Source organism: Streptomyces atratus (genome assembly GCF_900119365.1).
In the GTDB taxonomy this organism is placed as follows: Bacteria; Actinomycetota; Actinomycetes; order Streptomycetales; family Streptomycetaceae; genus Streptomyces; species Streptomyces atratus_B.
Genome location: NZ_FPJO01000013.1, coordinates 44,733 through 68,061, shown reverse-complemented (window position 1 = coordinate 68,061; position 23,329 = coordinate 44,733). Strand labels below are relative to the sequence as shown.

At 70.5% G+C, this 23,329-nt stretch carries 21 protein-coding genes; 10 read left to right on the top strand and 11 right to left on the bottom strand.

Going from position 1 to position 23,329, the window contains the following annotated elements; translation table 11 throughout:
- Positions 1 to 16: 16 nt before the first annotated feature.
- The 3 genes from BT364_RS21925 to BT364_RS21915 all read right to left on the bottom strand — a co-directional run bounded on the left by BT364_RS21925 (position 17) and on the right by BT364_RS21915 (position 2,658).
- Positions 17 to 1,231, bottom strand: coding sequence for an MFS transporter (locus BT364_RS21925; RefSeq protein WP_072486928.1), 1,215 nt, complete (start codon positions 1,229 to 1,231; stop codon positions 17 to 19).
- Between the two features lie 72 nt (positions 1,232 to 1,303).
- On the bottom strand, positions 1,304 to 1,792 hold the full coding sequence (locus tag BT364_RS21920; protein ID WP_072486927.1) for a carboxymuconolactone decarboxylase family protein: 489 nt from the start codon (positions 1,790 to 1,792) through the stop codon (positions 1,304 to 1,306).
- A gap of 119 nt (positions 1,793 to 1,911) precedes the next feature.
- On the bottom strand, positions 1,912 to 2,658 hold the full coding sequence (locus BT364_RS21915) for an AraC family transcriptional regulator (protein ID WP_072486926.1): 747 nt from the start codon (positions 2,656 to 2,658) through the stop codon (positions 1,912 to 1,914).
- A 395-nt stretch (positions 2,659 to 3,053) separates the two neighbouring features.
- Between BT364_RS21915 and BT364_RS21910 the strand changes: the two genes are divergently transcribed.
- Positions 3,054 to 3,578 carry a transglycosylase SLT domain-containing protein gene (locus tag BT364_RS21910; RefSeq protein ID WP_072486925.1) on the top strand — a complete coding sequence of 175 codons (525 nt, stop codon included), beginning with the start codon at positions 3,054 to 3,056 and terminating at the stop codon, positions 3,576 to 3,578.
- A 28-nt stretch (positions 3,579 to 3,606) separates the two neighbouring features.
- Here the strand turns inward: BT364_RS21910 and BT364_RS43160 are convergent, their stop codons facing one another.
- Positions 3,607 to 3,909 carry a hypothetical protein gene (locus tag BT364_RS43160; RefSeq protein WP_256260137.1) on the bottom strand — a complete coding sequence of 101 codons (303 nt, stop codon included), beginning with the start codon at positions 3,907 to 3,909 and terminating at the stop codon, positions 3,607 to 3,609.
- A 316-nt stretch (positions 3,910 to 4,225) separates the two neighbouring features.
- On the opposite strand from BT364_RS43160, the gene BT364_RS21900 reads away from it, so the two are divergent.
- Together BT364_RS21900 and bla are read left to right on the top strand one after the other, a co-directional pair.
- The gene (locus tag BT364_RS21900; RefSeq protein WP_072486924.1) at positions 4,226 to 6,025 is read left to right on the top strand and encodes a serine/threonine-protein kinase; all 1,800 of its coding nucleotides are present in this window, start codon (positions 4,226 to 4,228) and stop codon (positions 6,023 to 6,025) included.
- A gap of 193 nt (positions 6,026 to 6,218) precedes the next feature.
- A complete protein-coding gene (bla, locus tag BT364_RS21895; protein WP_072486923.1) occupies positions 6,219 to 7,172 on the top strand; it encodes a class A beta-lactamase in 954 nt (317 codons plus the stop codon).
- Positions 7,173 to 7,185: 13 nt separating this feature from the next.
- On the opposite strand, the gene BT364_RS21890 is transcribed toward bla, so the two are convergent.
- Entirely contained in the window at positions 7,186 to 7,953 is a 768-nt protein-coding gene (locus BT364_RS21890) for an N-acetyltransferase (protein ID WP_072486922.1), read from the bottom strand.
- A gap of 230 nt (positions 7,954 to 8,183) precedes the next feature.
- On the opposite strand from BT364_RS21890, the gene BT364_RS21885 reads away from it, so the two are divergent.
- Entirely contained in the window at positions 8,184 to 8,762 is a 579-nt protein-coding gene (locus BT364_RS21885; RefSeq protein ID WP_072486921.1) for a hypothetical protein, read from the top strand.
- Between the two features lie 164 nt (positions 8,763 to 8,926).
- Here the strand turns inward: BT364_RS21885 and BT364_RS21880 are convergent, their stop codons facing one another.
- Together BT364_RS21880 and BT364_RS21875 are read right to left on the bottom strand one after the other, a co-directional pair.
- On the bottom strand, positions 8,927 to 9,268 hold the full coding sequence (locus BT364_RS21880) for a GNAT family N-acetyltransferase (protein ID WP_072486920.1): 342 nt from the start codon (positions 9,266 to 9,268) through the stop codon (positions 8,927 to 8,929).
- Between the two features lie 39 nt (positions 9,269 to 9,307).
- Positions 9,308 to 10,297 (bottom strand): pirin family protein, encoded by a 990-nt coding sequence (locus BT364_RS21875; RefSeq protein ID WP_072486919.1) that lies wholly within the window; start codon positions 10,295 to 10,297, stop codon positions 9,308 to 9,310.
- 135 nt (positions 10,298 to 10,432) lie between these two features.
- Between BT364_RS21875 and BT364_RS21870 the strand changes: the two genes are divergently transcribed.
- Positions 10,433 to 10,924: a carboxymuconolactone decarboxylase family protein gene (locus BT364_RS21870; protein WP_072487024.1), complete on the top strand. Its 492-nt coding sequence runs from the start codon at positions 10,433 to 10,435 to the stop codon at positions 10,922 to 10,924.
- A gap of 281 nt (positions 10,925 to 11,205) precedes the next feature.
- Here BT364_RS21870 and BT364_RS21865 read toward each other — a convergent pair whose 3' ends face one another.
- The 4 genes from BT364_RS21865 to BT364_RS21850 all read right to left on the bottom strand — a co-directional run bounded on the left by BT364_RS21865 (position 11,206) and on the right by BT364_RS21850 (position 18,119).
- Entirely contained in the window at positions 11,206 to 13,341 is a 2,136-nt protein-coding gene (locus BT364_RS21865) for an ATP-binding protein (protein ID WP_072486918.1), read from the bottom strand.
- A complete protein-coding gene (locus BT364_RS21860; RefSeq protein WP_072486917.1) occupies positions 13,338 to 14,042 on the bottom strand; it encodes a Pvc16 family protein in 705 nt (234 codons plus the stop codon). Before BT364_RS21860 ends, BT364_RS21865 begins: the two co-directional genes overlap by 4 nt.
- Positions 14,039 to 17,176 carry a DUF11 domain-containing protein gene (locus BT364_RS21855; RefSeq protein WP_072486916.1) on the bottom strand — a complete coding sequence of 1,046 codons (3,138 nt, stop codon included), beginning with the start codon at positions 17,174 to 17,176 and terminating at the stop codon, positions 14,039 to 14,041. Before BT364_RS21855 ends, BT364_RS21860 begins: the two co-directional genes overlap by 4 nt.
- 214 nt (positions 17,177 to 17,390) lie before the next feature.
- The gene (locus BT364_RS21850) at positions 17,391 to 18,119 is read right to left on the bottom strand and encodes a helix-turn-helix transcriptional regulator (protein ID WP_072486915.1); all 729 of its coding nucleotides are present in this window, start codon (positions 18,117 to 18,119) and stop codon (positions 17,391 to 17,393) included.
- Between the two features lie 240 nt (positions 18,120 to 18,359).
- Here BT364_RS21850 and BT364_RS21845 point away from each other — a divergent pair, with 240 nt between their 5' ends.
- From BT364_RS21845 to BT364_RS41645, 5 genes are all read left to right on the top strand, one after another.
- Complete coding sequence (locus tag BT364_RS21845) at positions 18,360 to 19,652, top strand: COG1470 family protein (protein ID WP_072486914.1); 1,293 nt, start codon at positions 18,360 to 18,362, stop codon at positions 19,650 to 19,652.
- Between the two features lie 520 nt (positions 19,653 to 20,172).
- Positions 20,173 to 21,702 (top strand): phage tail sheath family protein, encoded by a 1,530-nt coding sequence (locus BT364_RS21840; RefSeq protein ID WP_072486913.1) that lies wholly within the window; start codon positions 20,173 to 20,175, stop codon positions 21,700 to 21,702.
- A 39-nt stretch (positions 21,703 to 21,741) separates the two neighbouring features.
- Entirely contained in the window at positions 21,742 to 22,182 is a 441-nt protein-coding gene (locus BT364_RS21835; RefSeq protein ID WP_072486912.1) for a phage tail protein, read from the top strand.
- Positions 22,179 to 22,670 (top strand): hypothetical protein, encoded by a 492-nt coding sequence (locus BT364_RS21830; protein WP_072486911.1) that lies wholly within the window; start codon positions 22,179 to 22,181, stop codon positions 22,668 to 22,670. The genes BT364_RS21835 and BT364_RS21830 overlap by 4 nt, the downstream gene beginning before the upstream one ends.
- Positions 22,667 to 22,825, top strand: a complete 159-nt coding sequence (locus BT364_RS41645) for a DUF6760 family protein (RefSeq protein WP_177328192.1) — start codon at positions 22,667 to 22,669, stop codon at positions 22,823 to 22,825. Before BT364_RS21830 ends, BT364_RS41645 begins: the two co-directional genes overlap by 4 nt.
- The last annotated feature ends 504 nt before the right edge of the window (positions 22,826 to 23,329 follow it).

Below are 23,329 nucleotides of genomic sequence, written 5' to 3'. Positions count from 1 at the left end.
CCGCGGGTCGCGGGAGTCAGCTGCGGGTCCGCTCGGCCGGCGGATGTTCCACGCCGGTCCCGTCCTCGGCCGGCGATGGGGCGATGAGGTGCTTCGGCATGGCCGGCTCGGGCATGGTGCGGTACAGGAGCCAGCCCAGGGCGGGCATCAGGATCAGGGGAGTGAGGGCCGTCTGCAGGGAGGTCGCGTCGGCGATGCTGCCGATGACCGGGCTGACCAGGCCACCGATGCTGACCGTCAGCCCGAGAGTGATCCCACTGGCGGTGCCGACGCGCGAGGGCAAGTAGTCCTGGGCGAGGGTGACTTGCAGCGAGAACGGGACGTACAGGCCGACGGAGGTCAGGGCGATGAACAGATAGATCGCCGGGCCGGGGACGAAGACGATCCCGGCGACGGCGCCGACCGTGATCAGATACGACATGCGCACCACCGTGACCCGGTCCCACCGGTTGGCCAGGCGGCTGCCCAGCACGGTGCCCGCCGCGCCGCCGAGGTAGAGGACGAAGAGCGCCGCCGTGCCCGCCGCCGTACCGCCTCCCGTGCGCTGCCGGGCGTAGAACGAGATGAAGGTGCTCAGGCCGACGAAGGCGATCGACCGGCAGACCACCGCGAGCGACAGCTTCACGAACGAAGCCCTGTCGTCGGTCCCCGTCGCCGCAGCCGCCCCGGGGCCGGTGGATGCCGACTGCTCCAGCGCACGCAGGACGGGCAGACACAACACACTGCCGACGACGGCCGGCACCACGAGCAGCGGTGAGAACCGCAGTCCGCCGGTGGCCACGACGGCGGTGACCATGAGGGGGGCGACCGCGAAGCCGACGTTGCCGCCGAAGGAGAACCACCCCATCGAGCTGTGGCTCCCCTGGCTGGCGAGCCGTGCGACGCGGGCGGATTCGGGGTGGTAGGCGGCGACCCCGATCCCGGACACCGCGACGAACAGCAGTGTCAGTGGGTACGAACCGCTGAGGCCGCTGAGTGCGACCCCGAGCCCGCCGAGGACGGTGCTGACGGGCAGCAGCCAGGGCATGGCCCGTCGGTCGGTGAGCGCCCCGAACACCGGTTGTGCCACCGAGGACAGCAGCGACGCGGCGAGTACGATGCCCGAGGCCGCCGCGTAGGAGTAGGCGCGCTCGGCGACGAAGAACGGGACGAGCGACGCCACGGCGCCCTGATAGACATCCACACACGCATGCCCGACCGACAGTAGAACGATTGATCTATTCCTTGGCATGACATCATCGTCATCGCCGGACGGTGTGTCGCGCTTCCGATAATCTGCCAACCATTGTCGAAATTCCGCCTGTCAGCGTCTTCGGGAACCGCGTGCGTAGTAGCCCGGTGTCATGCGGACGGATATGGCGAGGCGGTTCAGTACGTTGATGGCGATGACCGTCGCGATCAGATGGGTCAGTTCGCGCTCGTCGAAGTGCCGGGCCGCCTTCGCGAGCGCGAGGTCGGAGGCGGAGCCGTTCGCCGCGACGGTCAGCGCCTCGGTGAGTTCGAGCGCCGCGAGCTCCTTGTCCGTATAGCAGTGCCGGGACACCTCCCAGGCGCTGAGGTGGGCTATTCGCTCCGCCGATTCGCCCGTGGCGAGGGCGTCGGTGGTGTGCATGTCCAGGCAGAAGGCGCATCGGTTGAGCTGTGAAGCGCGAATTCTGACCAGCTCGGCCAGGCCCGGGTCGATGCCCGCACTCGCGGCGCGGTCGAGCTCGAGCATCGCCCGGTGCACCTCGGGTGCGAGCCTGCCGGTGTCCAGACGGGGCGTGTGATCGGAGGCCGAGTGGTTTGTCATGGACGACACGTTACGGGTGTCGTCGCACAACGGAACGGGCCGGCGCCGGTCACTCCCACGATCCCGGACTTATCGCCAACTTGGGTCGCTGTACTGCCTGTTGGCCGGAATGGGATGAGTCAGGGCCGACGGTTGTGGGTGCCCGGGGTGTAGCCGAAAGCGCGGCGGAAGACATCGATGAACGCGCTGGTGGACGACCAGCCGCAGTGGTGCGCGACCGTGGTCACCGGTACGTCGTCGGCCAGCATGCGAAGGGCGTGGTACAGACGCAGTTGGGTGCGCCACTGCGGGAACGTCATGCCGAGTTCGCGGCGGAAGAGACGGCTGAGGGTGCGCTCGCCGGCTCCGGCCGTGGTCGCCAGGGCGGCCAGCGTGCGAGGGTCCGCGGGGTCCTGGTGCAGGAGGTCGCAGACGGCTTTGAGGCGGGGGTCGGTGGGGGCGGGCAGCTGTACGGGCTGCTGGGGCGAGGCGCGCAGCCGGTCGAGGAGCACCGCGCGCAGCCGCAGCCGCTCCGGGGTGTCGTCGTGGGGGCTTCGGGTACAGGCGAGGATCAGTTCGCGCAGCAGGGGGTCGACCGAGAGGACGGTCGGGGCGTCGAGACCGAGCGGATTGGTGTCGGCGGGCAGGCCCAGCAGATGCAGGGCGAGATGCCCGTGGGCGCGGTGGGCGTGGACGCAGCCGGCGGGGACCCAGATGGCCCGGGTGCCGGGAGCGAACCAGGTGCCCGCGTCGGTGGTGACCGCGAGAACGCCGGACCCCGCGTAGACGACCTGGTGGTCGTCGTGACGGTGTGCGTCGATGCGCTCCCCGGGAGCCATCGCCTGGGTGCGGGTGGGCGCCTCGGGGGAGTGGCGGATGTCCGGCATGAATCAAAACTCTATCGGAAGAGCGCCAGGCCGCAGTGTGGAGTGGTCGGCGAACAGGGCTCGGGAGCCTCGAAACGGCCTTGTGGGTGTGATGCCACCCATAGGGGCCACGTCACATCCTAGGGCGGGTAGTAGACACGACCCCCGCCCGAACGGTGCAGAACCAGTCCAGAGCGTCTCATTTCGGACATTACTCCGTATTGGGGTAGTACGTCACATCATTGACCCCCGCCACGGCCGCCGCTAACCATGGCTGTCATCACGGGGAACCACGACCGGCCCGGACACACCACCGGACCCGCTCACCCCCGTCCCGCACCACACAGGGGCCCCCGCCCCGCCCCGCCGCCGCCGACACCGGACGGCACCACCACACCCCCAGGAGTCACTCCCGCATGACCACGCAGACCCGCACCGCCCGCACCGCCCGCATCCGCACCCTGGCCGTCACCGCCCTCGCCACCACCGGCGCGGCCGCAGCCGCCCTCACCCTGACCTCGACCTCCGCACAGGCCGCCGAGACCAAACAGAGCGCCCCCGTCGTCCGGACCGCCCCGGCCGGCGACGTCCAGGACACCCAGCAGACCGGCAAGGGCTACGCCAACAACCTCGACGGCTGGATCAAGCAGTCCCTGGCCATCATGAAGGCCAAGGGCATCCCCGGCTCCTACGAAGGCCTGCACCGCAACATCATGCGCGAGTCCGGCGGCAACCCCAACGCCGAGAACGGCTGGGACATCAACGCCCAGAAGGGCACCCCCTCCAAGGGCCTGCTCCAGGTCATCCAGCCCACCTTCAGCGCCTACCACGTCGCCGGCACCGCCCACGACCTCACCAACCCCGTCGCCAACATCACCGCGGCCGCCAACTACGCCGCCGACCGCTACGGATCCATCGACAACGTCAACTCCGCCTACTGACAGGCGGATGGCGCGCCGTGACGGTCCACTACTGTGCACACCGCCGACGGGCGAGGTGGACCGTGATGTCGGCGGCAATCTCAACGGTCTCAGGCAGAACCCCCGTGATCCGGCTGAATACCTGCTCGCGCTCCGGGGACGGCAATACGAGATAGGCCGAGATGGTCGAGAGCTGGCCGACATAGTCGGCAGCACTCATCGTCAAGCGCCGTTCGATCACGGACTGTTGAACGCCGGTGAACCATTCGGACCGTTGCAGCTCCGTACCCGGCCACTGCATGTCGTGCCCGGGAGGCGTCCCGTCCGGGGACGGAATCTCGTCGCTCTCCAAGAACGGTGCCCGTGCCGCGCGAACAGCTCCCGCCACAGCCGGGTCGGCCAGTTGGATCGGTCCGCCGCGCCGATCTCCAGGGCGGTGCGAGCCGGCTGACCCGCGTACGCCATCACCTCGGCGAAGAGCTCCACGGGATACCCCGGCCGGAACCGCTCGTACGCTTGCGCCATCACTCCGAAACTCAGTGCGCGACCGGACATGCCGAGCATCCTGACACGGCCTGCGTCGTCACCCTCGTGTTGAGAGCGACCGATCCGGTTACGAGTTGACGACCTTCGCTCCACCGTGTGTGCACATATGGCACAGTCGTGCCGTGGATGCACTGCGACCTCAGGACCCCGCGCGCATGGGCGCCTACCACCTTCTCGCCCGTCTCGGCGCGGGCGGCATGGGGCAGGTGTATCTCGGCAGGTCGCCCGGCGGACGGCTGGTGGCTGTGAAGGTCATCCGAGAGGAGATCAGCGACCACCCCGAGGCGCTGGCCCGGTTCCGGCGGGAGACCGCGACCGTCGAGGCCGTGCGCAGTGCCTACACCGCGCAGTTGATCGAGGCTTCGCTCGACGCGCCTCCCTACTGGCTGGCCACCGAGTACGTGTCAGGGCCCACCCTGCGCGGCGCCGTGGGTGCGAGTGGGCCCTTCCCGGCGGACAGCGCCCTGAGACTGCTCGCCGCGCTCGCCGAAGGACTGGCCGCGGTCCATGCCCATGGAGTCACCCACCGGGACCTGAAGCCGCACAACGTGATCCTCTCCCCGCAGGGGCCGCAACTGATCGACTTCGGAATCGCGCGAGGACTTGAGCAGACGATCCTGACCCGGGACGGGATGGTGTCGGGGACCCCCGGCTTCACGGCACCCGAGGTGCTCCTGCGCAACGAGGTGGGCCCGGCGGCCGATGTCTTCGCGCTGGGCGCGACCCTCGCGTACACGGCGACGGGCCGGCCTCCGTACGGCACCGGCGAACCGGCGGCGGTGAGCTACCGGACCGTGCACGAGGACATCGACCTGGCAGGCGTACGGCCCGAGCTGGCCGAAATCATCCGGCAGTGCGTGGCCAAGGGCCCGGAGGACCGGCCCGAGCCGGCCGCCGTGATCGCGCACTGCGCGGTGGACTCGCCGCTTGCGTCGGACGCCCACTACCGGATGCTGGTACGCACCGCCGAACCCGTACCCGAACCCGGGTACGCGACGACGCCGCCCACGCCGTCCGGCGTGCACCTGGAGGCGGAGCCGGAGACTGGAACGGTCCGGGCGTCGGAGAGCGGGGCCGGGACACAGCCGACGAACCGCGAGCCGGTCGTCGGCACGGCGGAGCTGGTCGCGACCACCGCACCCAAGGGGCTGCCGGACACCGCACCGGACGACGGCCCGGACCCGCAGCGGCGCCCCGCCCGGACCTCACGCGGCAGAGCCTGGCTCGCGGTGTGCGCGGTGGCGATCGCGGTGCCGATGACAGTCTGGCTGCTCCCGGAATCGGACAGCAGGGACACCGGTGCCGACCCCACGACGGAGATCACCACGTCCGGGCAGCCGACCGCGCCGCGGACGGCCTCTTCGCCGTCCGCCGGCAAGCGGCCGGCCGGTGGACCGCCGGACCACATCGTGAACGACCGCGTCTCGCAGGACCGCTGGACCCTGTCCGACGATCCTGCGCAGGCAGCCCAGGGCATCGGCTCCTGCGATCTGTCCAGCATCGCCGATGCCTCACCGCCCACCGGACTGCGGTCCTCCGTCTCCCACACCACGGGCTCCGACACCGCCACGCTGGAGCTGCGCCCGCAGAACGCCGGAGAGGGCGAGAGGCCGGCGCCGTACTACATATCCGTGGGGGTGCGGCCCCCGCACGAGACGGACCGATCCACCGGACGGCCCCTCCGGTCCGTCAGCAAGGGCATCGGCTTCACCAGCAAACCCGTCGACATCTACTCCCGTTGGACCTCCGGCGGAACCGTCAGGTTCAAGTACCCCGACGACTTCCGTGCCCACTTCGGCGAACGCACCGTCGACGCGCTCCCGGTGGGAGACGACAGGGGCGACTGGACCGTGGTGCTGTACCACGTCGAGGGCGGGTCCACGAAGTACACCTCCGTCGTCTGCAACGGCTTCCACGCCTGAGACGCACACCGTCAGTCGTCGGGCTTCTCCCGGACCGGGACGTGCTGGCGGCTCTCGCCGGGGAACGGCGCCGGGGTCCACCCCTGCACGGGAGCCCGGCCCTGCCGAATACCGGCCCACTGGACCCGGCACCGGTCGCAGCCGCGCCGGCCGCACTCGCGCCGCCGAAACGAACAGAAGGAACCGGACGACGATGAAACCGCTGATCGGCACGGAACGCCGCGTCACCGTATGCGCACTGGCCACGCTCGCCCTCGTACCGCTCACGGCATGCGGCGGCGAGGATCCCCACCCCTCGTCCCCCTCCTCCCCGGCGGCGTCCTCCCCGCGCGCCGGGGCGACGGGACCGGCCGAGGGCGCGAAGCCGTTCACGGGACGGTTCAAGGAGCTCGAGCGCAAGTTCGACGCACGGCTCGGCGTCTACGCCATCGACACCGGCACCGGTCGCGAGGTCACCCACAACGACGGAGAACGCTTCGCCTACGCCTCCACGTTCAAGGCACTGGCAGCGGGAGCGGTGTTGCGCAAGTACTCCGTGGACGGGCTGGACGAGGTGATCACGTACTCCCGGGACGATCTGGTCAGCAACTCCCCGGTGAGCGAGAAGCACGTCGGCACCGGGATGAGCCTGGGCGCGCTGTGCGACGCCGCCGTCCGTTTCAGCGACAACACCGCGGCCAACCTGCTCCTCGACCGGCTGGGCGGCCCCCGGGGCCTGGACGCGGTGCTCGCCGGGATCGGCGACGACGTGACGCGGATGGAACACGGGGAACCGCAACTCAACCAGTGGTCGCCCGGTGCCCTGTCCGACACGAGCACGCCACGGGCGCTCGCGGGCGACCTGCGGGCGTTCGTCCTCGGAGGCGTCCTCGAAAAGGGCGAACGCGCGCAGCTGACGAAGTGGCTGCGGACCAATGCGACCGGAGACGAGCTCATCAGGGCCGGAATGCCCAAGAACTGGGTCATCGGCGACAAGACCGGATCCGGTGGCACCTACGGCACCCGCAACGACATCGCCGTGGTGTGGCCGCCCGACAAGGCCCCCATCGTGGTGGCGATCCTCTCGAACCGGAGCGAGCCGGACGCCGACTACGACAACGAACTCATCGCGCAGGCGGCGTCCGTGGTCGCCGACACACTGTCGTAGCCGAGGTGCTTTCTCAAGCGGTACGCGCCTCGATGGCGTGCCGGATCCAGACGTTGGGTTCGACGTAGACGGCGTGATCGTGCGCGGTGTCGCAGTGCACCGGTGTCAGCGCGCCGGGTACCTCGACGGCACCGTCGCGGTCGAACGGCAGGCCGGTCCACTGCCGCCACTGAGCCAGTGAACCGCTGACCGTCATCGAGGCGGGAGCGACCTTCTCGACGGTGCCGCCCGCCTTGACGTGCACCCGGACCCACGGGTCGGCGGGCAGTCCGTCGTCCCGGCGGCGGCGCAGGTATTCGGTCATGGGCACACGAGGCTCCACGTGCTTGGCCGTCGGGCGGACCGGCGCCAGCAGGGCGTCGTGCCCCTGCCGGCCGGCCGCCTGCCGCAGCGCGGCCAGCATGCGATAGGACAGACCCCGGCCGAGATAGTCGACGTCCACCGAGATCTCGAGCGCACTGGCCGCGGTCGGCGCGTTCCCGAACTGCCGGTCGCGGAACGCCCACACCAGCACTCGGTCCCAGCCCTGATCGGGCATTTCCTCACGTCCGTCGAGTTCGGAGTTGAACGGCACACTGAACCCGCGTGCCACGACCCGGTCACCGTCGGTCGCCGCCACGCAGTACTGCGGGAATTCCTCGGGAACCTGGCTCAACAAGGCACCCGCGACGGGTTCGTGGTGGGTGAACACGGGCCAGGAGTCGTTGATCTCGTAGAGTCGCGAGACCAACGACGGACGCTCGGCGAGCGGGATGATCCGGATGCTGTCGTTCTCTGTCACAACGGAGCACCCTGCCACAGGCCGTCATCGAGGCCAAAGAAGATTGTTTCCGGTCACCACCTGCGACGGGCGGCGTCGGGGCCGAGGGCCGCCGGCCCGGGCGGAAACCGCCGCGCGGTCATGGAGCCTCGTCGCCTACGGTTGAGTACCGGTCAGCAGTCCGCGCCGTGCGGGGTGCGGCCGGGGCGGAGACGACACACGGCGGAGCACTGACGGGAACGGTTGGCCGGATGATCCACAAGGTCGGTTCCGCGACATCGCAGGCAGCCGCGGACAGACGAGCCGCAGACTTCCACCGGCTGCTCACCTGGGCGATCTCACTGCTGCCGGACGACGCGCGCCCACCCGCTTCGGCGGAGTTGAACGACACCGTCCTCGCCGCCCGGGCGCGGCGTTCCGACGCGCGGACGCGCAGCTTCGAGGACCGGGCCGCCGCACGCGCCCGGCCTGCGCGGACGCCCTCGGCCGGGCCCGAGGAAGCGATCGCCGCGCTGCGCGCCGCCCGGACTGTGCTGGACGCCGACGCGGTACTCACCGCCGGACCCGTCGACTGGTCCGCACTGGCTGCCGCACACCGGCGTGAACCGTTCGCACGCACCCAGCGAAGGGGCCTGATCGCCCGCACCGACTGCCCGGACGATGTCACCGCCGCCCTGCTCACACCCTGGGACCCCGGAGTCGCGAACCGGCTGGTGGCCCGTCAGCATCAGCTGCCCGCCTCCGCCCCCGAGCGGCTGCCCGACCACGAAGGCGGCCTGCCGGACCTGCTCGACGCGGCCGCCGACGAGGTCGAAGCCGTCTCGGGCTGAGTTTCCGCCGCGCCGCCATTCCGGGCGCGGCTCCGTTGCCACCGTGAGCCAGGTGCCGTCGCGGGACCGGACGACCGGAAGCCCCGACCGGCGATACCCAGGATCGCAATGGGGCCCGGACGGCCCGGCGGGGGAGGAACACCGCCGCGTCCGCCCGGGAGCGCCTACGGCTTCTCGACCCCGAGCCACTGGAGGATCTCGGGGGTCACGGGGTCGGTGATGTCGGCGAACTCGTCATGCTTCTTGAGGTACTTGGCAACGTAGGGGCAGACCGGAACGACGCGCATGCCGCTCTCGCGTACGTCGTTGAGGGCCTCCGTCACGAGAATCGAGGCCAGGCCCTGACCGGCGAAGGCATCGTCGATCTCCGTGTGGTAGAAGACCCGCTGTCCGTCCCGGTCGCGGTAGACGGTGAAGCCGGCGGTCGTTCCGTCCACCTGGATCGCGTACCGGTGCCTTGCGTCGATGCGCTCCACGACGGGGGCGGAGGCGTTGTGCGTCGTCATGGTGTTTCCAATCGTCGAGTGGGTGGTGGAGGCAGTGGCTCAGTGGCGCGAGGGGTTGCCGCGCGGCTGGATGGTGGCGTTCGGCAGGGTGGGTGCGGGGAGGCGGTCACCGGGGTATCCGTCGACGACGCCGAAGCGTTCGGAGGCGCGCTCCCACTCCTCGCGGGCCCGGACGATGTCCTGGTGGCTACGGCCGATGAAGTTCCACCACATGACGATCTCCTCCTCGAACGGTGTGCCGCCGAGCAGCAGCACCCGTGCCGTTTCTCCGGAGGTGTTGGTGAGCGTCAAGGTTTCGGATCCGGGGCCCACATAGCCCAACTCCGCTCGGAGTACCGGGGTTTCACCCAGGCGGATGCTGCCCCGATCGATGAGAACGCCGTGCTCGAAGCCGGTGTCCACGGTGAGGGTGATGGTCGCGTGCGGGTCGAGGAGGAGTTCGGCGCCGAGCAGTGGGGTGAAGGTCCGCACCGGGGACGCGGTGCCGGCGAGTGTTCCGAGGAAGACCCGGGCCTCGCCCCCGTCCAGGCGGACGGGCTCGGGGACGTAATGCTGGAAGTCGCGCTCCGCGTGCCGGTGTTCCTCGGGCAGCGCCACCCACAGCTGGGCGCCGTGCAGGATCGTGGTCCGCGGGGTCGAGACCTCCGTGTGGCTGATGCCGTGCCCGCCCGTCATGAGGTTGAGCTCGCCGGGGCGCACGAAGGCGTGGCTGCCCATGCTGTCGCGGTGCTCGATCTCCCCGCTGAAGAGCCAGGACACGGTCTGCAGCCCGGTGTGGGGGTGGGGTGCGACATCCATGCCGCCCGTCTCGGCGACGTTGTCGGGGCCGTAGTGGTCGGCGAAGCACCAGGCGCCGATCAGGGTGCGACTGCGCTGTGGCAGGGTGCGCCGTACAGTCATCGCCCGCGGGCCGCCCAGCGGGACGTCGCGCGCGGTCAGCACCTCGACCTGAGGTGTTCCTCCGCCGTGCCCGTCGTTCGCCGAAGCCGCGCGGCGCACCTCGGACGGGTCCGTCTCAGCGTTGCTCATTGCCAGGAACCCCCCTGAATCATGCTTGTTGGATATTCAACTATCATGGTTGGATCTTAGGGCACCACCGCCCGAAGCGCACGGCAGCGGCGGGCGTACCGGCGCGGTCGGAAGGAGACCGGAGTGAGCGACGCGATGAGTACACCGGACAGTCGGCGGGTCTTCGTCGACAAGCAGTCCCCCAAGGCGTACCACGCTCTGGTCCAGACTTCCGAGGCGGTCCGTGCGACCGCCGCCGACGCCGGCCTGGACCGTGTGCTGGTGGAACTGGTCAATCTCCGCGTCTCGCAGCTCAACGGCTGCGCCTACTGCCTCGATGTGCACACCAGGGCGGCGCTTCGCGCGGGCGAGTCCACGCAGCGCCTCGGAGTGCTGGCGGCCTGGCGCGACACGGAGGTGTTCACACCGCGGGAACGCGCCGCGCTCGCGCTGGCGGAGGCGACAACCGATCCCGCCGACGCCGCCGCACAGGAGGCCGCCTACGGTGCGGCCCGTGAGGTGTTCGGCGACGACGAGATCTCCGCGGTGATATGGGTGGCGATCACGATCAACGCCTTCAACCGGGTCTCGATCCTGAGCAAGCACCCCGTACGCAGGACACCCGGAACGTCCGCCTCGGGACGCTGACTCCCTCGTGTACGGGGCGAGCGGCTGGAGACGAGCCCCCGGTGGGGCGTCAACACCAGCATCCTCAACGCCGAGGAGTCGACGCTCGACTTCTTCCTCGGGGTGTTCGACGAGGTGATGGACCTCTTCCGGAAAACCGGCGACCCGCGCCGACTGGGCCGAGTTCATCGACGGACTCGTGACCCGCATCAAGACCTGAGCGCACCACGACCCCCGTACGGTCCGAACAGGAAGACCGGGGCAGGCTGCCGTGCCCCGACGCGTACAGGTCTGCGGCGGCGCTATCCCGCGCCGCCGCCCCGCGCCCGCTCCAGCCAGGGGCCGAACTCGCTCTCCCGGACCAGCCGGCCGAGTTTGCGGTACTCCTGGAGCACGGCCGAGACGATCTGCTCCATCCCCAGCGGCTTCCCCGATTCCGCTGCCAGATAGGCGGCCGTCACCGCGCAGGCGCGGATCGACCCTCCCGCCAGCTCGAAGCGGCCCGCGCAGAACTCCAGGTCGAGTCCGGCCTCGCGGGGGACCGCCGTCCCGAGACAGCGGTCCCACAGGGCCAGGCGCTGGACGGCGTCCGGCATGGGGAACTCCGCGATCACATCGAGGCGCCGGGTGAAGGCTTCGTCGAGATTGCCCCGCAGATTGGTGGTGAGCACCGCGATCCCGTCGAAGGACTCCATCCGCTGCAACAGATACGCCGACTCCACGTTGGCGTGCCGGTCGTGCGCGTCCTTGACCTGTGAGCGCTTCCCGAAGATGGCGTCCGCCTCGTCGAACAGCAGGATGCCGTTGACATCGGACGCCTCCGCGAAGATCCTTTCGAGGTTCTTCTCGGTCTCCCCGATGTACTTGTCCACCACCGTGGACAGATCCACGACATAGAGCTCCATACCCAGCTCCGACGCCACCACCTCGGCGGACATGGTCTTGCCGGTCCCGGACTCGCCCGCGAACAACGCGATGATCCCGCGCCCCCGGCCGCCACCCGGCCGCATCCGCCACTGACCGAGCACCTGCTCGCGGTGGCGTGCGCGCAGGGCGAGCTCGGACAGCTCGTGACGGGTCGCGGCAGGCAGCACGAGGTCGTCCCAGCCGACCGCCGGCTCGATGCGGCGGGCGAGCCTTTCGAGCCCTGCCCCGTTCTGCGCCCGGACCGCCGTACGCAGGTCCTGCGCGTCCACCGGACGGTCCTCCAGGACGGCCAGCCGGGAAGCGACGACGGCCGCCTTGCGCACCTGCTCGGAGTCGAGCCGGTAGGAGGCGGTGGCCCCGACGAGCTCCTCGTCGGCCGACGCGCTCCCGGCGGGCAGCCCGACCGAAGCGCCGACCTCGGCGAGCGCCCGCCGCCACTGCCGCGCCACGCCCCCCGGACCGGGGGACAGGACAGGGACCGGAACCGGACTCTCCGCCGTCCACAGCGGATCCCAGTTCTTCTTCCCGTACGCGACCAGGGGAGCACCGCCGACCGCGGCGCAGACGCCGCTGAGCAGCCGGGCTCGCTCGGGCCGCTCGGGGGCGAGCGCCTCCAGCGGCCCGAGGACGACCCCGCCGCCGCTCAGCCTGGCCTCGGCCGCCAGAGTCCGTACGGCTTCCGCCGGTTCGGGAAGAGCCGCCAGGGCCGCGATGTCGACCACCAGCGGGCGGCGCCCCGCGGCGAGAAGCGCCTCGACCGCCAGTTTGCCGGGATCGCCGCCCCGGTCGAGCAGATGCACCAGTCCGCTGCCCGTGCCCACCGCCGCCGCGATCCGCAGGACCTCCGGAGCGGTGTCCGGCCCTTCCTCGGACGTGACCGTCCGGACGAGACCTCGCAGCCTCCCGTCGATCTCGTCGTCGCCCAGCAGATACGCGGTGATCCGGTCCGGCACACGCAGCACCCGCGAGAGCAGCGGGCGGTCGGCCTCCAGGACCTCCAGCAGCCCGCCCGCGACCAGCGGGGCGGACGGCGAGAACCGGAAGCGGCCGGAGCCCGCGGCGGGCAGTCCGCAGAGGTCCAGCGCCAGGCCGATCGTGGGCCTGCGCCGGGTGAGGTCGTCGTTGAGATAGCCGTAGAGCCGCTCGAACCGGTTGTCGATGTCCGGGGCCATCGCGACCAGCAGGAGATCGAAGTCCAGCGGGGCCAGGCCGAAGTTCTCGGCGAGCCGCCGGATCCGGCTACCGGGCGGCGACTGCGGGAAAGGCTCGGAGCCGTACGTGGGGACGGGCGAGAACGCGTCGCGGGACTCCATGATCCGCGCGGCCGCCTCGGGGGTGAGGTACTGCCCCCGGTAGGGATCGTCCGGCTGCGGATCGGCGGCCCGCCGGAGCGCCACAGCGGTCCTGACCCGCTGCTCGACGTGGATCAGCCGCTCCCAGAGCTCCTCGATCACCGCTGTCGGGGCGTCGGCCGGTTCGTGAACGGCACGGGTGCCCTGTGTCGTGGTCATCGGGCCGCGCCTCCGCGCCTGCGCCGGCCGGGCGGCAGCTGCCGTTCCCGTTCCGCGGCGAAGCCCTGACCGCCGGGGTCGGACGCCCCGTCGTAGCGCAGCCGGCGCCCCGGTCCTGCCTCGTCGCCGTCCCGTGCGGGCGCGGACTTCACCACCAGGCCTTCGGTGACCGGCGGGCCGGCGGCCGTCCGTTCACCGGCCAGCGGTGCCCACACCCGCAGATCGATCGCGGCCTTGAGCTCACCGCCGAGCGCGGACCACACGTCCGAGGCGGACGGCCCGTCGGTGCCCGGCCCGGCCGCCTCCAGCTCCACTGCCAGCCCGAGCTCGGCGAGACTGCCCGTGTGCATCCGGGCGGGCAGGACGTCAGACCGTACGAGACAGCGCAACACCTCGGAGAGCAGGCGGTGTTCGTCCTGCGGGCGATTGGTCCAGGCCGTCACCAGATAGGTCAGCTCGTACCAGCGCGGCGGGGTCCGCCAGCCGATGACCATTCCCTCCTCGTCGTGCTCCTCGGCCGCGCCGGTGCGCCGGCGGGTCGCGTCCTCACGGATGCGGTGGAGGAAGACGCTGATCGTGGGCGCGTTGCGCCGGGCGGACCAGTCCTTCGTCGGCGCGTCGAAGACCAGGTCGACGCCGCTCTCCTGGAGGCCTGCGTCGACCAGCAACAGCCGCAGCCCCTCGTCCACTTCGTGGATCATCGGCGCCCCACCTCGTCCGGCGGGACGATGGTGCCGCCGACCACCAGGAAGGACGTGGTGACCGGGCTGAACCCGGGGCCCTTGGCGGTGATCGTGCGCGGCCCCGTCTGGTCCTTCGCCAGGATCAGCAACTGCGCGATGAACGTACGGTCCCGGCGCGGGAGGGTGGGCGGTGCGGCCGCCGTGATCCCTGGCTTCCAGGACAGCTTCACGGGTGCCCCGGGCGGGAAGTCCTTGCCCCGCACGGAGGTGACGAACCCCGGCTTGCCGACGGCAGGTACCGCGATGATCCGGGGCTGGAGGATGCGCAGCGGCTTCCTGGACACGTTGTCACGGGGGTTGGCGTCCGTGCCGGTCGTGGTCAGTGTTCCGGTGATGCTGGTCGTCAGCGCCCGGTCCGGCTTGAGCACGACGCGGACGACCGTGGAGGCGTTCGGTGCCAGGTCGGGCAGCGCGCACACCCCGGCGGTGCAGCCCGCCGGAAGCGGACCCGCCGGGATCCGTGCGGGCAGTCCGAGCTTCAGTCGCAGTCCGGTGGCGAGCGCGTTCCGGCCGTTGCGCACGGTGTATGTCACCACCACCCGGCCGCCGACGTAGCCGGGGCTGGGCCGGGCCCGCACGGAGACCGCGGGCCCAGCCTCGGGCTCGGGCGGCTGGGGGGCCGGGGGCCGGGGCGTCGGGGTGGGCGTCGGTTTCTCGGGCGTTTCCTGGACCGGGACGGTGGTGCCGGTGGCGTTGTCCGTGGGGTTCGGGTCGACCACGGTTCCGGCGACCGACCAGCCGATCCGCTGGTCCCCGGCTGTCACCCCGGTCAGCCGGGCGGTGACCTCCACACTCGTCCCCGGCGGGAGCACACCCAGGTCGCACTGGGGCGACTCGGCGCCACAGGGCCCGGCCGGGGTGGTGAGCTCCTCCAGACGCACGCCGGGCGGGGCGTCGACGGTGAGCACGGTGCCGGGCGAGGGTGCGGGACCCCGGTTGGTGACGGTGACCGTCACCGGGACGGAGGAACCGGTCTCCACCGAGGGGCCGGTGGGCGGCGCGGTCAGGGACAGATCGACCGACTGCTGGAAGGCGGGCTCCTTCTGCCGCCCGCCGATCCTCTCGCCGAACGGCGTCAGCGTGCCGGAGGCGAGGTCGAGCACGGACAGCTGCTCCGGGGAGTTCGGCGCGAGCGCCCGGCGTGAACTCAGTACCAGCCGTCCCGCGTCCGGCGACCAGGCCACGTCGCGGGGCTGGAAGGGACCGGTCCGTGAAGTGTCCGGGATCTCCTGGTGGCAGGCGTCGGGGTTGTTCCGCTGGACGGACGGAAGCACGACCCGGCACTGACCGCCGGTCAGCGAGGTCACGACGACACCGGCGCGCTCGTTGACCCGGCCGCCGCCGTCCTTCCGGTTGAAGGCGAGCGAGCTGCCGTCGGGGGAGAACGCGGGACTGTCGTCGATCTTCTTGCATTCACCGGGGCAGATGGTGGCGCTGAGGTCGCGTTGCTGGTCGAGCGCCGCCACCGGGACGGTCCAGACGTGCTTGATGCCGCCGAGGCCCCGGATCACGTGGTTGCGGGTGAAGGCGAGCGTCGTGCCGTCCGACGACCAGGCCGGCTGCGCGTCGCCTCCGGTCAACTGCCCCTCCGGCGGCACGATCCGGCCTGCGATCGCCCCCGTGGCGACGTCCGCGATGAGAATGCTGCTCGGCCCCGGCTGCCCGTCGACCCGGCCGGGTGAGGTCCTGGTGAATGCCAGCTTGGTGCCGTCGGGGGAGAACGTGGGGTCGGTGTCCCAGTCACGGGGACCGCGCCCGGCGAGCGGCAGCGCCGCCTCGTGGGTGCCGTCGGCGTCGGCCAGCCAGATCCGCTCGACGCGCTGCTTCTCCGGACCCTCGAAGCGGGTCAGGACGATGCGCCTGCCGTCCGGTGTGTAGTTCTGCCGCTCGGTCCAGGGGTCGTAGGCCTCCGCCGGGTTGAACAGCGGGTCCTTGGCGGGGTCGGTGTTGGTATTGGCCTCCGGGTCCTCGTCCAGGATGGAGAGCCCGAGGTCCCGCGGGTCCGAACCGTCCTGCCTGACGTCCTGGAGCGTCACGTCGTTCGCCTCGCGGGTGGTCCGCCGTGCCACGACGGGGGTTCCGGAGTCCGCGGGCCCGAGCCAGGTGGGCGATTCGACCGCACGGTCCTCGCCGAGCGTCAGGCCCGGCTCGTTCCCGTCGAAGGCGGTCGTCCGGTAGACGTGGTCGTAGTCCTTGCACCCGCAGGTCGTGTCGGGGCTGAGGAAGAGCAGGCCGTTCCCGTCCGGCAGCCAGGCGGCCGAGCGGGTGCGCCAGTCGGCCTGGACACCGGCCAGCAGCGGGCGGTCGGCTCCGATTCCCTCGGTCACCCGCAGCCGGGGACCCGTCGTCTCGTCCGTGGTGAGGGTGTACGCGATACGAGCACGGTGGGTGTCGTCGTCCACCGGGTTCCACTCCGGCTCGGTCGCGTCGCCGGGCGGGCCGTCACTGATCACCCTCGCCGCGCCGCCGGACACGGCCCGTTCGTAGATCAGACCGGTCCGCCCGGGACCGGAGTCACAGGAGTACGCGATCCGCGAGCCGTCCGGGGAGAAGGTCGGGGAAGTCTCGTTGTTGGGGGTGTCCGTCAGCCGCCGCAGGCCGGAGCCGTCGACCCCGACGATCCACAGTTCACGCTGGACCACACCGTCCGACCCGCGCTCCGCGGAGTCGAACACCACGGTCCGTCCGTCCGGGGAGAGCTCGGGGTGTGCGGCGTCCCGGTCGGTGGTGAGCCTGCGCACCGCTCCGTCCGCATCACGCACGTACACCTGCGGCCGCAGGCTGTCGCGCAGGCTGGTGAAGACCAGTAACTCACCACGTGCGGAGGGGTCCTGGTCGTAGTGGGCCGGTCCGGGACCGAACAGCGGGGCGCTGGTGGCCGGGTCGGTGACCCGGCCGAGGCTGCGGTGTTCGGTACCGGCGTAGGTGATGCGCCCGGCATCCGCCGGGTTTTCGTCCGCCACCGCGGCGATTCGCGGCGCACTCTGGGGCGCGGTCGCGGAACCCGCCACCAGCAGCGGCGCCAACAGCACCACGGCGCCCGTCAGTCGGCCCAGCCGGGTATGCCTCGCAGGGCCAGCAGTGCCGGTCACGGCCCACCTCACAGTCCTTTTGATGACTCTCCAAGACAAGCATCGTGCGCGGGCGGGGCCGAGGACAGGTCCGGAGTACCCGGAGAGGGGGAAGCGACTGTTGCCCTTTGCGGCGCCTCCCCGGCCCCTCGTCCGGCCGCACGGCCGGGAACACCGGCACACCCCCGCGCGGCGACGTCCTCACGCCGTCCGCACGGGAGCCCGGGGACAGCACTCAGATGAGTCCGTGCCGCATGGTGTAGCCGACGGCGTGCGCCCGATTGCGCAGTTCGAGGCGCGTCACCACCTCGTGCAGAACGTTCTTGACGGTGCGTTCGGAGTACGAGGTCTTCTGCGCGATCTCCGCGGTGCCGTAGCCCTCCGACACCAGCCTGATCATCTCCGCCTCCCGCGTCGTGAGAGTGGACAGCGAGAGCCCCCGGGGGTCGAGGACCGTGCGCTGCAGGCTGCTGACATGGTCGAGGAGCTTGCCGAGCAGGTCGCCCGGCAGCACTCCCTCGCCGTTCGCCATGGCCGTCACCAGGTGCACAAGACTGTCCTGGTTCGCCTCCCCGCGCCTGAGGACGGCGGCGACCCCGCACTCGATCATGGTCTGGAGCGCGCCCGATTCGAAGAAACCGACGACGAGTCCGGTGCGGGTCGTGGTGTTGCGCTGGAGACGCTGAAGGAGCTGGACGGTGCGCTCGTCCACCATGTCCACTACTACTAAGGAGACTTGGGCCCGGTCCGCCTCGGCGTCGGCTATCAGCTCTATCTCGGGCCGCGGACGAATCTGGTGCTCCACACCGGTCCGCAGGATCAGGTCCTCCGCGTACACGGCGACGGAGACCCTGCCCCGGGGAGTCTCCTTGGCCCGGCCTTCGGCGGATCGTTCCGCCGCGGTCGGCCTGCGGTAATGGCCGCGTTCGACGGCCGTGTTCTTCATTTCTGCTGTCGTCGTCATTCTTCTGCGTGCCTGTCTTCCTCAGATACTTCCGTCGTTGCTTCCGTCCGATACGCCTTTCTCCGCACTCGACCGCGCCGCCCTCCGGCACGGCGAGCGGGCCCGCGGAGGGGTCGCCGGGACAACGCGCCGTTGTGCCCCCGGGGCACCACTCGTGCCCGATCGTTGCCCTCGCGTCTCTGCTGCGCGGCCGTCGGTGCGGCTTAACGTCGCAGGGTGACCACATCTGCCGAACTCGAAATGTCCACGGTGACGGTGTCGCCCGGTGCCGAGGCGACGACGACCCTGACCGTGCGCAACGATGGCGACATCGTCGAGGCGTACACGTTCGAAGTGGTCGGCGACTGCGCCGCCTGGAGCACCGTCGAGCCGGCACGGGTGTCCCTCTACCCGGGCACCTCCGAAGTGGTGACCGTACGGCTCGCCCCGCCCCGGTCCCATGAGGTGCGGGCCGGCGAGATACCCCTGGGTGTCCGCGTCCTGCCCACGGAGCACCCGGAGTCGGTGGCGGTCCCCGAGGCCACGGTGGTCGTCGGGCCCTTTCACGAGCTCCGGGCGGAGCTCGACCCGCGCCGCCGCTCCGGCTGGCTGGGCGCCCGGTTCCGCACCTCGGTGCAGAACAAGGGGAACACCGCGGTCGACATCGCCCTCACCGGCAAACAGGCCGGGGAGGAGCTGAGACTGGCCTTCACCCCGGGCCAACGGCGCCTGGAACCGGGCGAGTCCGCCGAGATGGGCCTTCGGGTACGGACCCGGAAACTGATCTGGTTCGGCACGCCGGTCACCTGGCCGTTCGAGGTCGAGGCCGCCGAAGGCACCGAAGGGGACACCGACGGCGAGCTGCCCGGCAGGGCCGAGGCGTTGCCGGGCGAGTTTGCCCAACTGCCCGTTCTGCCCAGGTGGTTGCTGATCGTGCTTGCCGCGCTGCTCGCCCTGCTGCTCGCGTGGTTCGCGCTGGTCCGGCCCGCCGTACGGAGCACCGCGAAGCAGGCGGCGCACGAGGCCGCGCAGGAGAAGACACCCCCCGGCGGGCAACAGGGTTCGGCAACAGGGGGCAGTACGGGAGACCCGTCCGGTGGTCAGGGAGACGACAAGGGGCAGGGCAAGCCGAACGGGTCCGGAGGCTCCGGTTCGGGCGGTTCCGGTTCGGCAACGGGCGGGGGAACGGGCGGCACCCAGCAGAGCTCGGCGACGATCGATGTGCAGACCGGATCCGGGGCCAAGAAGAACGGGACGTACCGGGTTCCGAAGGGGAAGGTATTCGGAATCACGGACATCGTGGTGGCGAACTTCCAGGGAGACGAAGGAGTACTGACCATCTCCTTCGGTGAACGGAAGATCACCACCATTGCGCTGGAGACCTTTCGCAACCAGGACTACCACTGGGTCACCCCCATCCAGATCCAGGAGAACGACACGGTCACCGCGTCCGTCACCTGTGCCAAACCCGGCACACCGGCGACCGGAACCCAGGCTTCCGAATGCCATCAGGTGCTCAATGTCAGCGGTGTGCTGAGCGATCTCGCACCGTAGGAACAAGGCTCCTGGCCTCCTGCTTCCCCCACGGAGGATGAGAACAGCAGAAATCCCGACCGAGGGAAACCCGGCTTGCCGGTCGTTGGCAGTTTTCCTTCTCCCGTGCACAGGAGAGGTCAGCCGGCCCGTCCGGGTTCCGTGATGTCTGCAGTGGGTGAGGAGTTTCCGGCCACGGGCCCCTCGGAGATCTCCGGAAGGGCACGTGGAGCGGCCAAGGATCGGATTCGGTTTCCTGGTCCTGAGCGGATAGTCGCTGCCCGCGAATACTGGCTGATTTCCGCCCGTCCCCCTGTCGGCGGACATCTTCCGGAAATCCGCAGTACACGTTGCTGTCACATGACTGGACCGGGAAATGCGGCGACCGAAGCGACCGGTCCGCAAGGGGAAGCATTTCCGTCGCCCGGGTGCCTGGGAAGGCAGCACCGTTGCCCCGTGTCCAGGACTTTGAGACCTACTGTCCGCCACGGCCGCCGAGGAAGACTCGGCGGCGAACGAATGACCACGCGAAGGAGCGAGTATGCCGTCGTACCTCACCCCCGGTGTATACGTGGAGGAGGTGCAGTCCGGAGCCAGGCCCATCGAGGGAGTCGGCACCGCGGTCGCAGCCTTCGTCGGTTTCGCGGAGTCCGGCCCCTTCCACCAGCCGACGCTGGTGACCAACTGGGACCAGTACGTCCAGACCTTCGGCACTTTCACCGCCGACACCTATCTGACCCCCGCGGTCTACGGCTACTTCGCCAACGGCGGCGGCGCGGCCTACATCGTGCGCATCGGCGGCCCCGCGCAGGACCCGGCGGAGCAGTCCGTGTCCGGGTCGGCCACGCCCGCCGCCCTCGGAGGGTTCCAGGTGTCCGCGCGGCCCGGCGCGAGCGCGGACCTCTCCGTCGAGGTCACCGACGCCGAGGGCGAGAACCCTCCGGAGGACCGGTTCCGGCTGCTGGTGCGGCAGGCCGGCAAGGTGGTGGAGACCTACGACGTCTCCAGCCGCAAGAACGTCAAGGGCTATCTCGTCACCCAGGCCCGCCAGTCCAAGCTCATCGAGGTCACCGAGCAGCCCGGCGCGACCCAGACCCGCCCCGAGAACCAGAGCCTCTCCCTCGCGCCCGCCGCTGCCGCCCCCGGAACCGGCGTCGCACGCGTCGACCCGGCCGAGTACGTCGGCGACGCCGCCGCCCGCACGGGGTTCGCGGGCCTCGAAGCGATCGACGAGATCACCATGGTCGCCGTTCCGGACCTGATGAGCGCCTACCAGCGCGGGGACATCGACGCCGAGGGCGTCAAGGCCGTACAGCTGGCGGTGATTTCGCACTGCGAGCAGATGGGTGACCGGGTCGCCGTCCTGGACACCCCGCCGGGCATGAACGCCCAGCGTGTCCGTACCTGGCGCAACGACGACGCCGGATACGACTCGCGCTACGCGACCGTGTACTACCCCTGGCTCAAGGTCTTCGACCCGGCGACCGGCCAGAACGCCCTGGTGCCCCCGAGCGGTCACGTCGCCGGTGTCTGGGCGCGCAGCGACGGCGAGCGCGGTGTGCACAAGGCCCCCGCCAACGAGGTCATCCGCGGCGCGCTGGACCTGGAGATCCGCCTCAGCAAGGGCGAGCAGGACCTGCTCAACCCGATCGGTGTCAACTGCGTACGCGCCTTCCCCGGGCGCGGCATCCGGATCTGGGGAGCGCGCACCCTCTCCTCCGACCCGGCCTGGCGTTACCTCAATGTGCGCCGCCTCTTCAACTACCTGGAGGAGTCGATCCTCCTGGGCACCCAGTGGGTGGTGTTCGAGCCGAACGACGACCGTCTGTGGTCGAGCATCCGGCGCAATGTCACCGCCTTCCTCACCGAGGAGTGGCGCCGGGGCGCCCTGTTCGGCCGCACGGCCGAGGAGGCGTTCTACGTCAAGTGCGACCGTGACAACAACCCGCAGGAGTCGATCGACCTCGGTCAGGTCGTGTGCGAGATCGGCGTCGCTCCGGTGAAGCCCGCGGAGTTCGTGATCTTCCGCCTCGCGCAGTTCTCCGACAGCACCAGCCTTGTCAACGAGTGACCCGACAGGGTCCGTAAACGGAACAGGTGACACAGAGTCATGGCAGAGGGCGATGCTCTTTCCACCCACGTCTTCGGCGTGCAGCTCGGCGGCTATCTCGTCGAGTCGATCCAAGAGATCAGCGGCCTGACCGTCGAGGAGGAAGTCGTCGAGGTCCGTCAAGTGACCGCCGAGGGCAAGCAGATCATCCGCAAGCAGCCCGGCGCGCGTCAGGCGGGCGAGGTGACGATCACCCGAGGACTCGACAAGAGCAGCGAGTTCACCAAATGGATCAAGGAGACGCTCAACAACGGTGCGGTCGACACCGCGCGCCAGAACCTGACCATCGAGATCAAGGACTCGAAGGGTGAGACGGTCCGGCGCATCCAGCTGATGCAGGGCTGGGCCAGCAAGTGGGAGGGCCCCTCGCTGAAGGCCGGCGAATCCAGTGCCGCCACGGAGTCGGTGACCATCACCTTCGAGGAGATCGTGGTCGAATGAGGCGCAGGACCGTTACGTCGGGCGGACTCGACGAAGTCCTCGACAGCCTGGCGTCCGCCCAGCCCGCCGCGCGGGAGGAGGCTGCTCCCGCGCAGCCTCCGGCCCGTGAACAGCAGGGGATGCGTTCGGAGTTCGAGTTCGAGCTCCCGCGCGGCTACGTCGACGACGAGGGCCAGGTCCACCGGCGCGGCTCGATGCGGCTCGCGACGGCGCGGGACGAGCTGCGCCCGCAGATCGACCTGCGGGTGAAGGAGAACCCGGCTTATCTGTCCGTGGTGCTGCTGAGCCAGGTGATCACCCAGCTCGGCACCATCACCGATGTGCACGCCGGGGTCGTCGAGCGGATGTACGCCACGGATGTGGCGTTCCTCCAGGATTTCTACCGCCGGATCAACAGCGAGGGCCACACGCACGCCGCGGTGACCTGCCCGCTGTGCCACGGGTCGTTCGAGGTGGACCTGTCGGGTGGGCGCCTGGGGGAATCGTGACGTACGCGCCCTCCCGGTTGCGGGAGGAGATCGCGTACGTCGCCTACCACTTCCATTGGCAGCGAGAGGACATCCTCGACCTCACCCACGGCGAGCGTCAGGAGTGGGTGCGGGAGATAGCGCGGATCAACACCCGCGTCAACGAAGGCGGGTGATCGTGTGGGGTTCGGAGACTGGTTCCGCCGAGGGGACCGGCAGCAGCCCGGAACGCCGTCCCCGGTCGGGGCCGGGGCCGACACCGGGCGAAGCCCGGAACCGGAGGCCGGCCGGAGCGACAGCGGGGCCGATCGGCGCAACGGTGGTCGGGGCGGCGACTGGGACGGTGGCTGGCGGCAGGTCGCGCCGCCCACGGTGACCGTCGCCCGGTCCTCGATCGGGGTGAGCGACGGACTGCGGTTCAGGGACGGCCTCGCCTCGTGGCAGGACCTCGCGTTCGGCAGCGAGCTCGGCCATGCCGTACTGCCGTCCGCGCCGGTGGGTCTCATCCATGGTGTCGCCCGTCCGGGCGCACCGCGCTCCGAGTCCGCCGGTGGACCGCTGCTGCTGCGTGCCGCCCGGACCGGTGCGGACGAGGAGTCGGAAGCTGCGGCGGGCCCGACGCCTGCGACCGTCCAGCGGACGAGCACCAAGACGTCCTCCCGCGCCCCGTCTCCCCGGTC

Coding starts and splice junctions, on each gene's coding strand:
- BT364_RS21925 (WP_072486928.1), bottom strand. CDS start 1,231: ATGCCAAGGAATAGATCAATCGTTCTACTGTCGGTCGGGCATGCGTGT.
- BT364_RS21920 (WP_072486927.1), bottom strand. CDS start 1,792: ATGACAAACCACTCGGCCTCCGATCACACGCCCCGTCTGGACACCGGC.
- BT364_RS21915 (WP_072486926.1), bottom strand. CDS start 2,658: ATGCCGGACATCCGCCACTCCCCCGAGGCGCCCACCCGCACCCAGGCG.
- BT364_RS21910 (WP_072486925.1), top strand. CDS start 3,054: ATGACCACGCAGACCCGCACCGCCCGCACCGCCCGCATCCGCACCCTG.
- bla (WP_072486923.1), top strand. CDS start 6,219: ATGAAACCGCTGATCGGCACGGAACGCCGCGTCACCGTATGCGCACTG.
- BT364_RS21885 (WP_072486921.1), top strand. CDS start 8,184: ATGATCCACAAGGTCGGTTCCGCGACATCGCAGGCAGCCGCGGACAGA.
- BT364_RS21880 (WP_072486920.1), bottom strand. CDS start 9,268: ATGACGACGCACAACGCCTCCGCCCCCGTCGTGGAGCGCATCGACGCA.
- BT364_RS21875 (WP_072486919.1), bottom strand. CDS start 10,297: ATGAGCAACGCTGAGACGGACCCGTCCGAGGTGCGCCGCGCGGCTTCG.
- BT364_RS21870 (WP_072487024.1), top strand. CDS start 10,433: ATGAGTACACCGGACAGTCGGCGGGTCTTCGTCGACAAGCAGTCCCCC.
- BT364_RS21865 (WP_072486918.1), bottom strand. CDS start 13,341: ATGACCACGACACAGGGCACCCGTGCCGTTCACGAACCGGCCGACGCC.
- BT364_RS21860 (WP_072486917.1), bottom strand. CDS start 14,042: ATGATCCACGAAGTGGACGAGGGGCTGCGGCTGTTGCTGGTCGACGCA.
- BT364_RS21850 (WP_072486915.1), bottom strand. CDS start 18,119: ATGACGACGACAGCAGAAATGAAGAACACGGCCGTCGAACGCGGCCAT.
- BT364_RS21845 (WP_072486914.1), top strand. CDS start 18,360: ATGTCCACGGTGACGGTGTCGCCCGGTGCCGAGGCGACGACGACCCTG.
- BT364_RS21840 (WP_072486913.1), top strand. CDS start 20,173: ATGCCGTCGTACCTCACCCCCGGTGTATACGTGGAGGAGGTGCAGTCC.
- BT364_RS21835 (WP_072486912.1), top strand. CDS start 21,742: ATGGCAGAGGGCGATGCTCTTTCCACCCACGTCTTCGGCGTGCAGCTC.
- BT364_RS21830 (WP_072486911.1), top strand. CDS start 22,179: ATGAGGCGCAGGACCGTTACGTCGGGCGGACTCGACGAAGTCCTCGAC.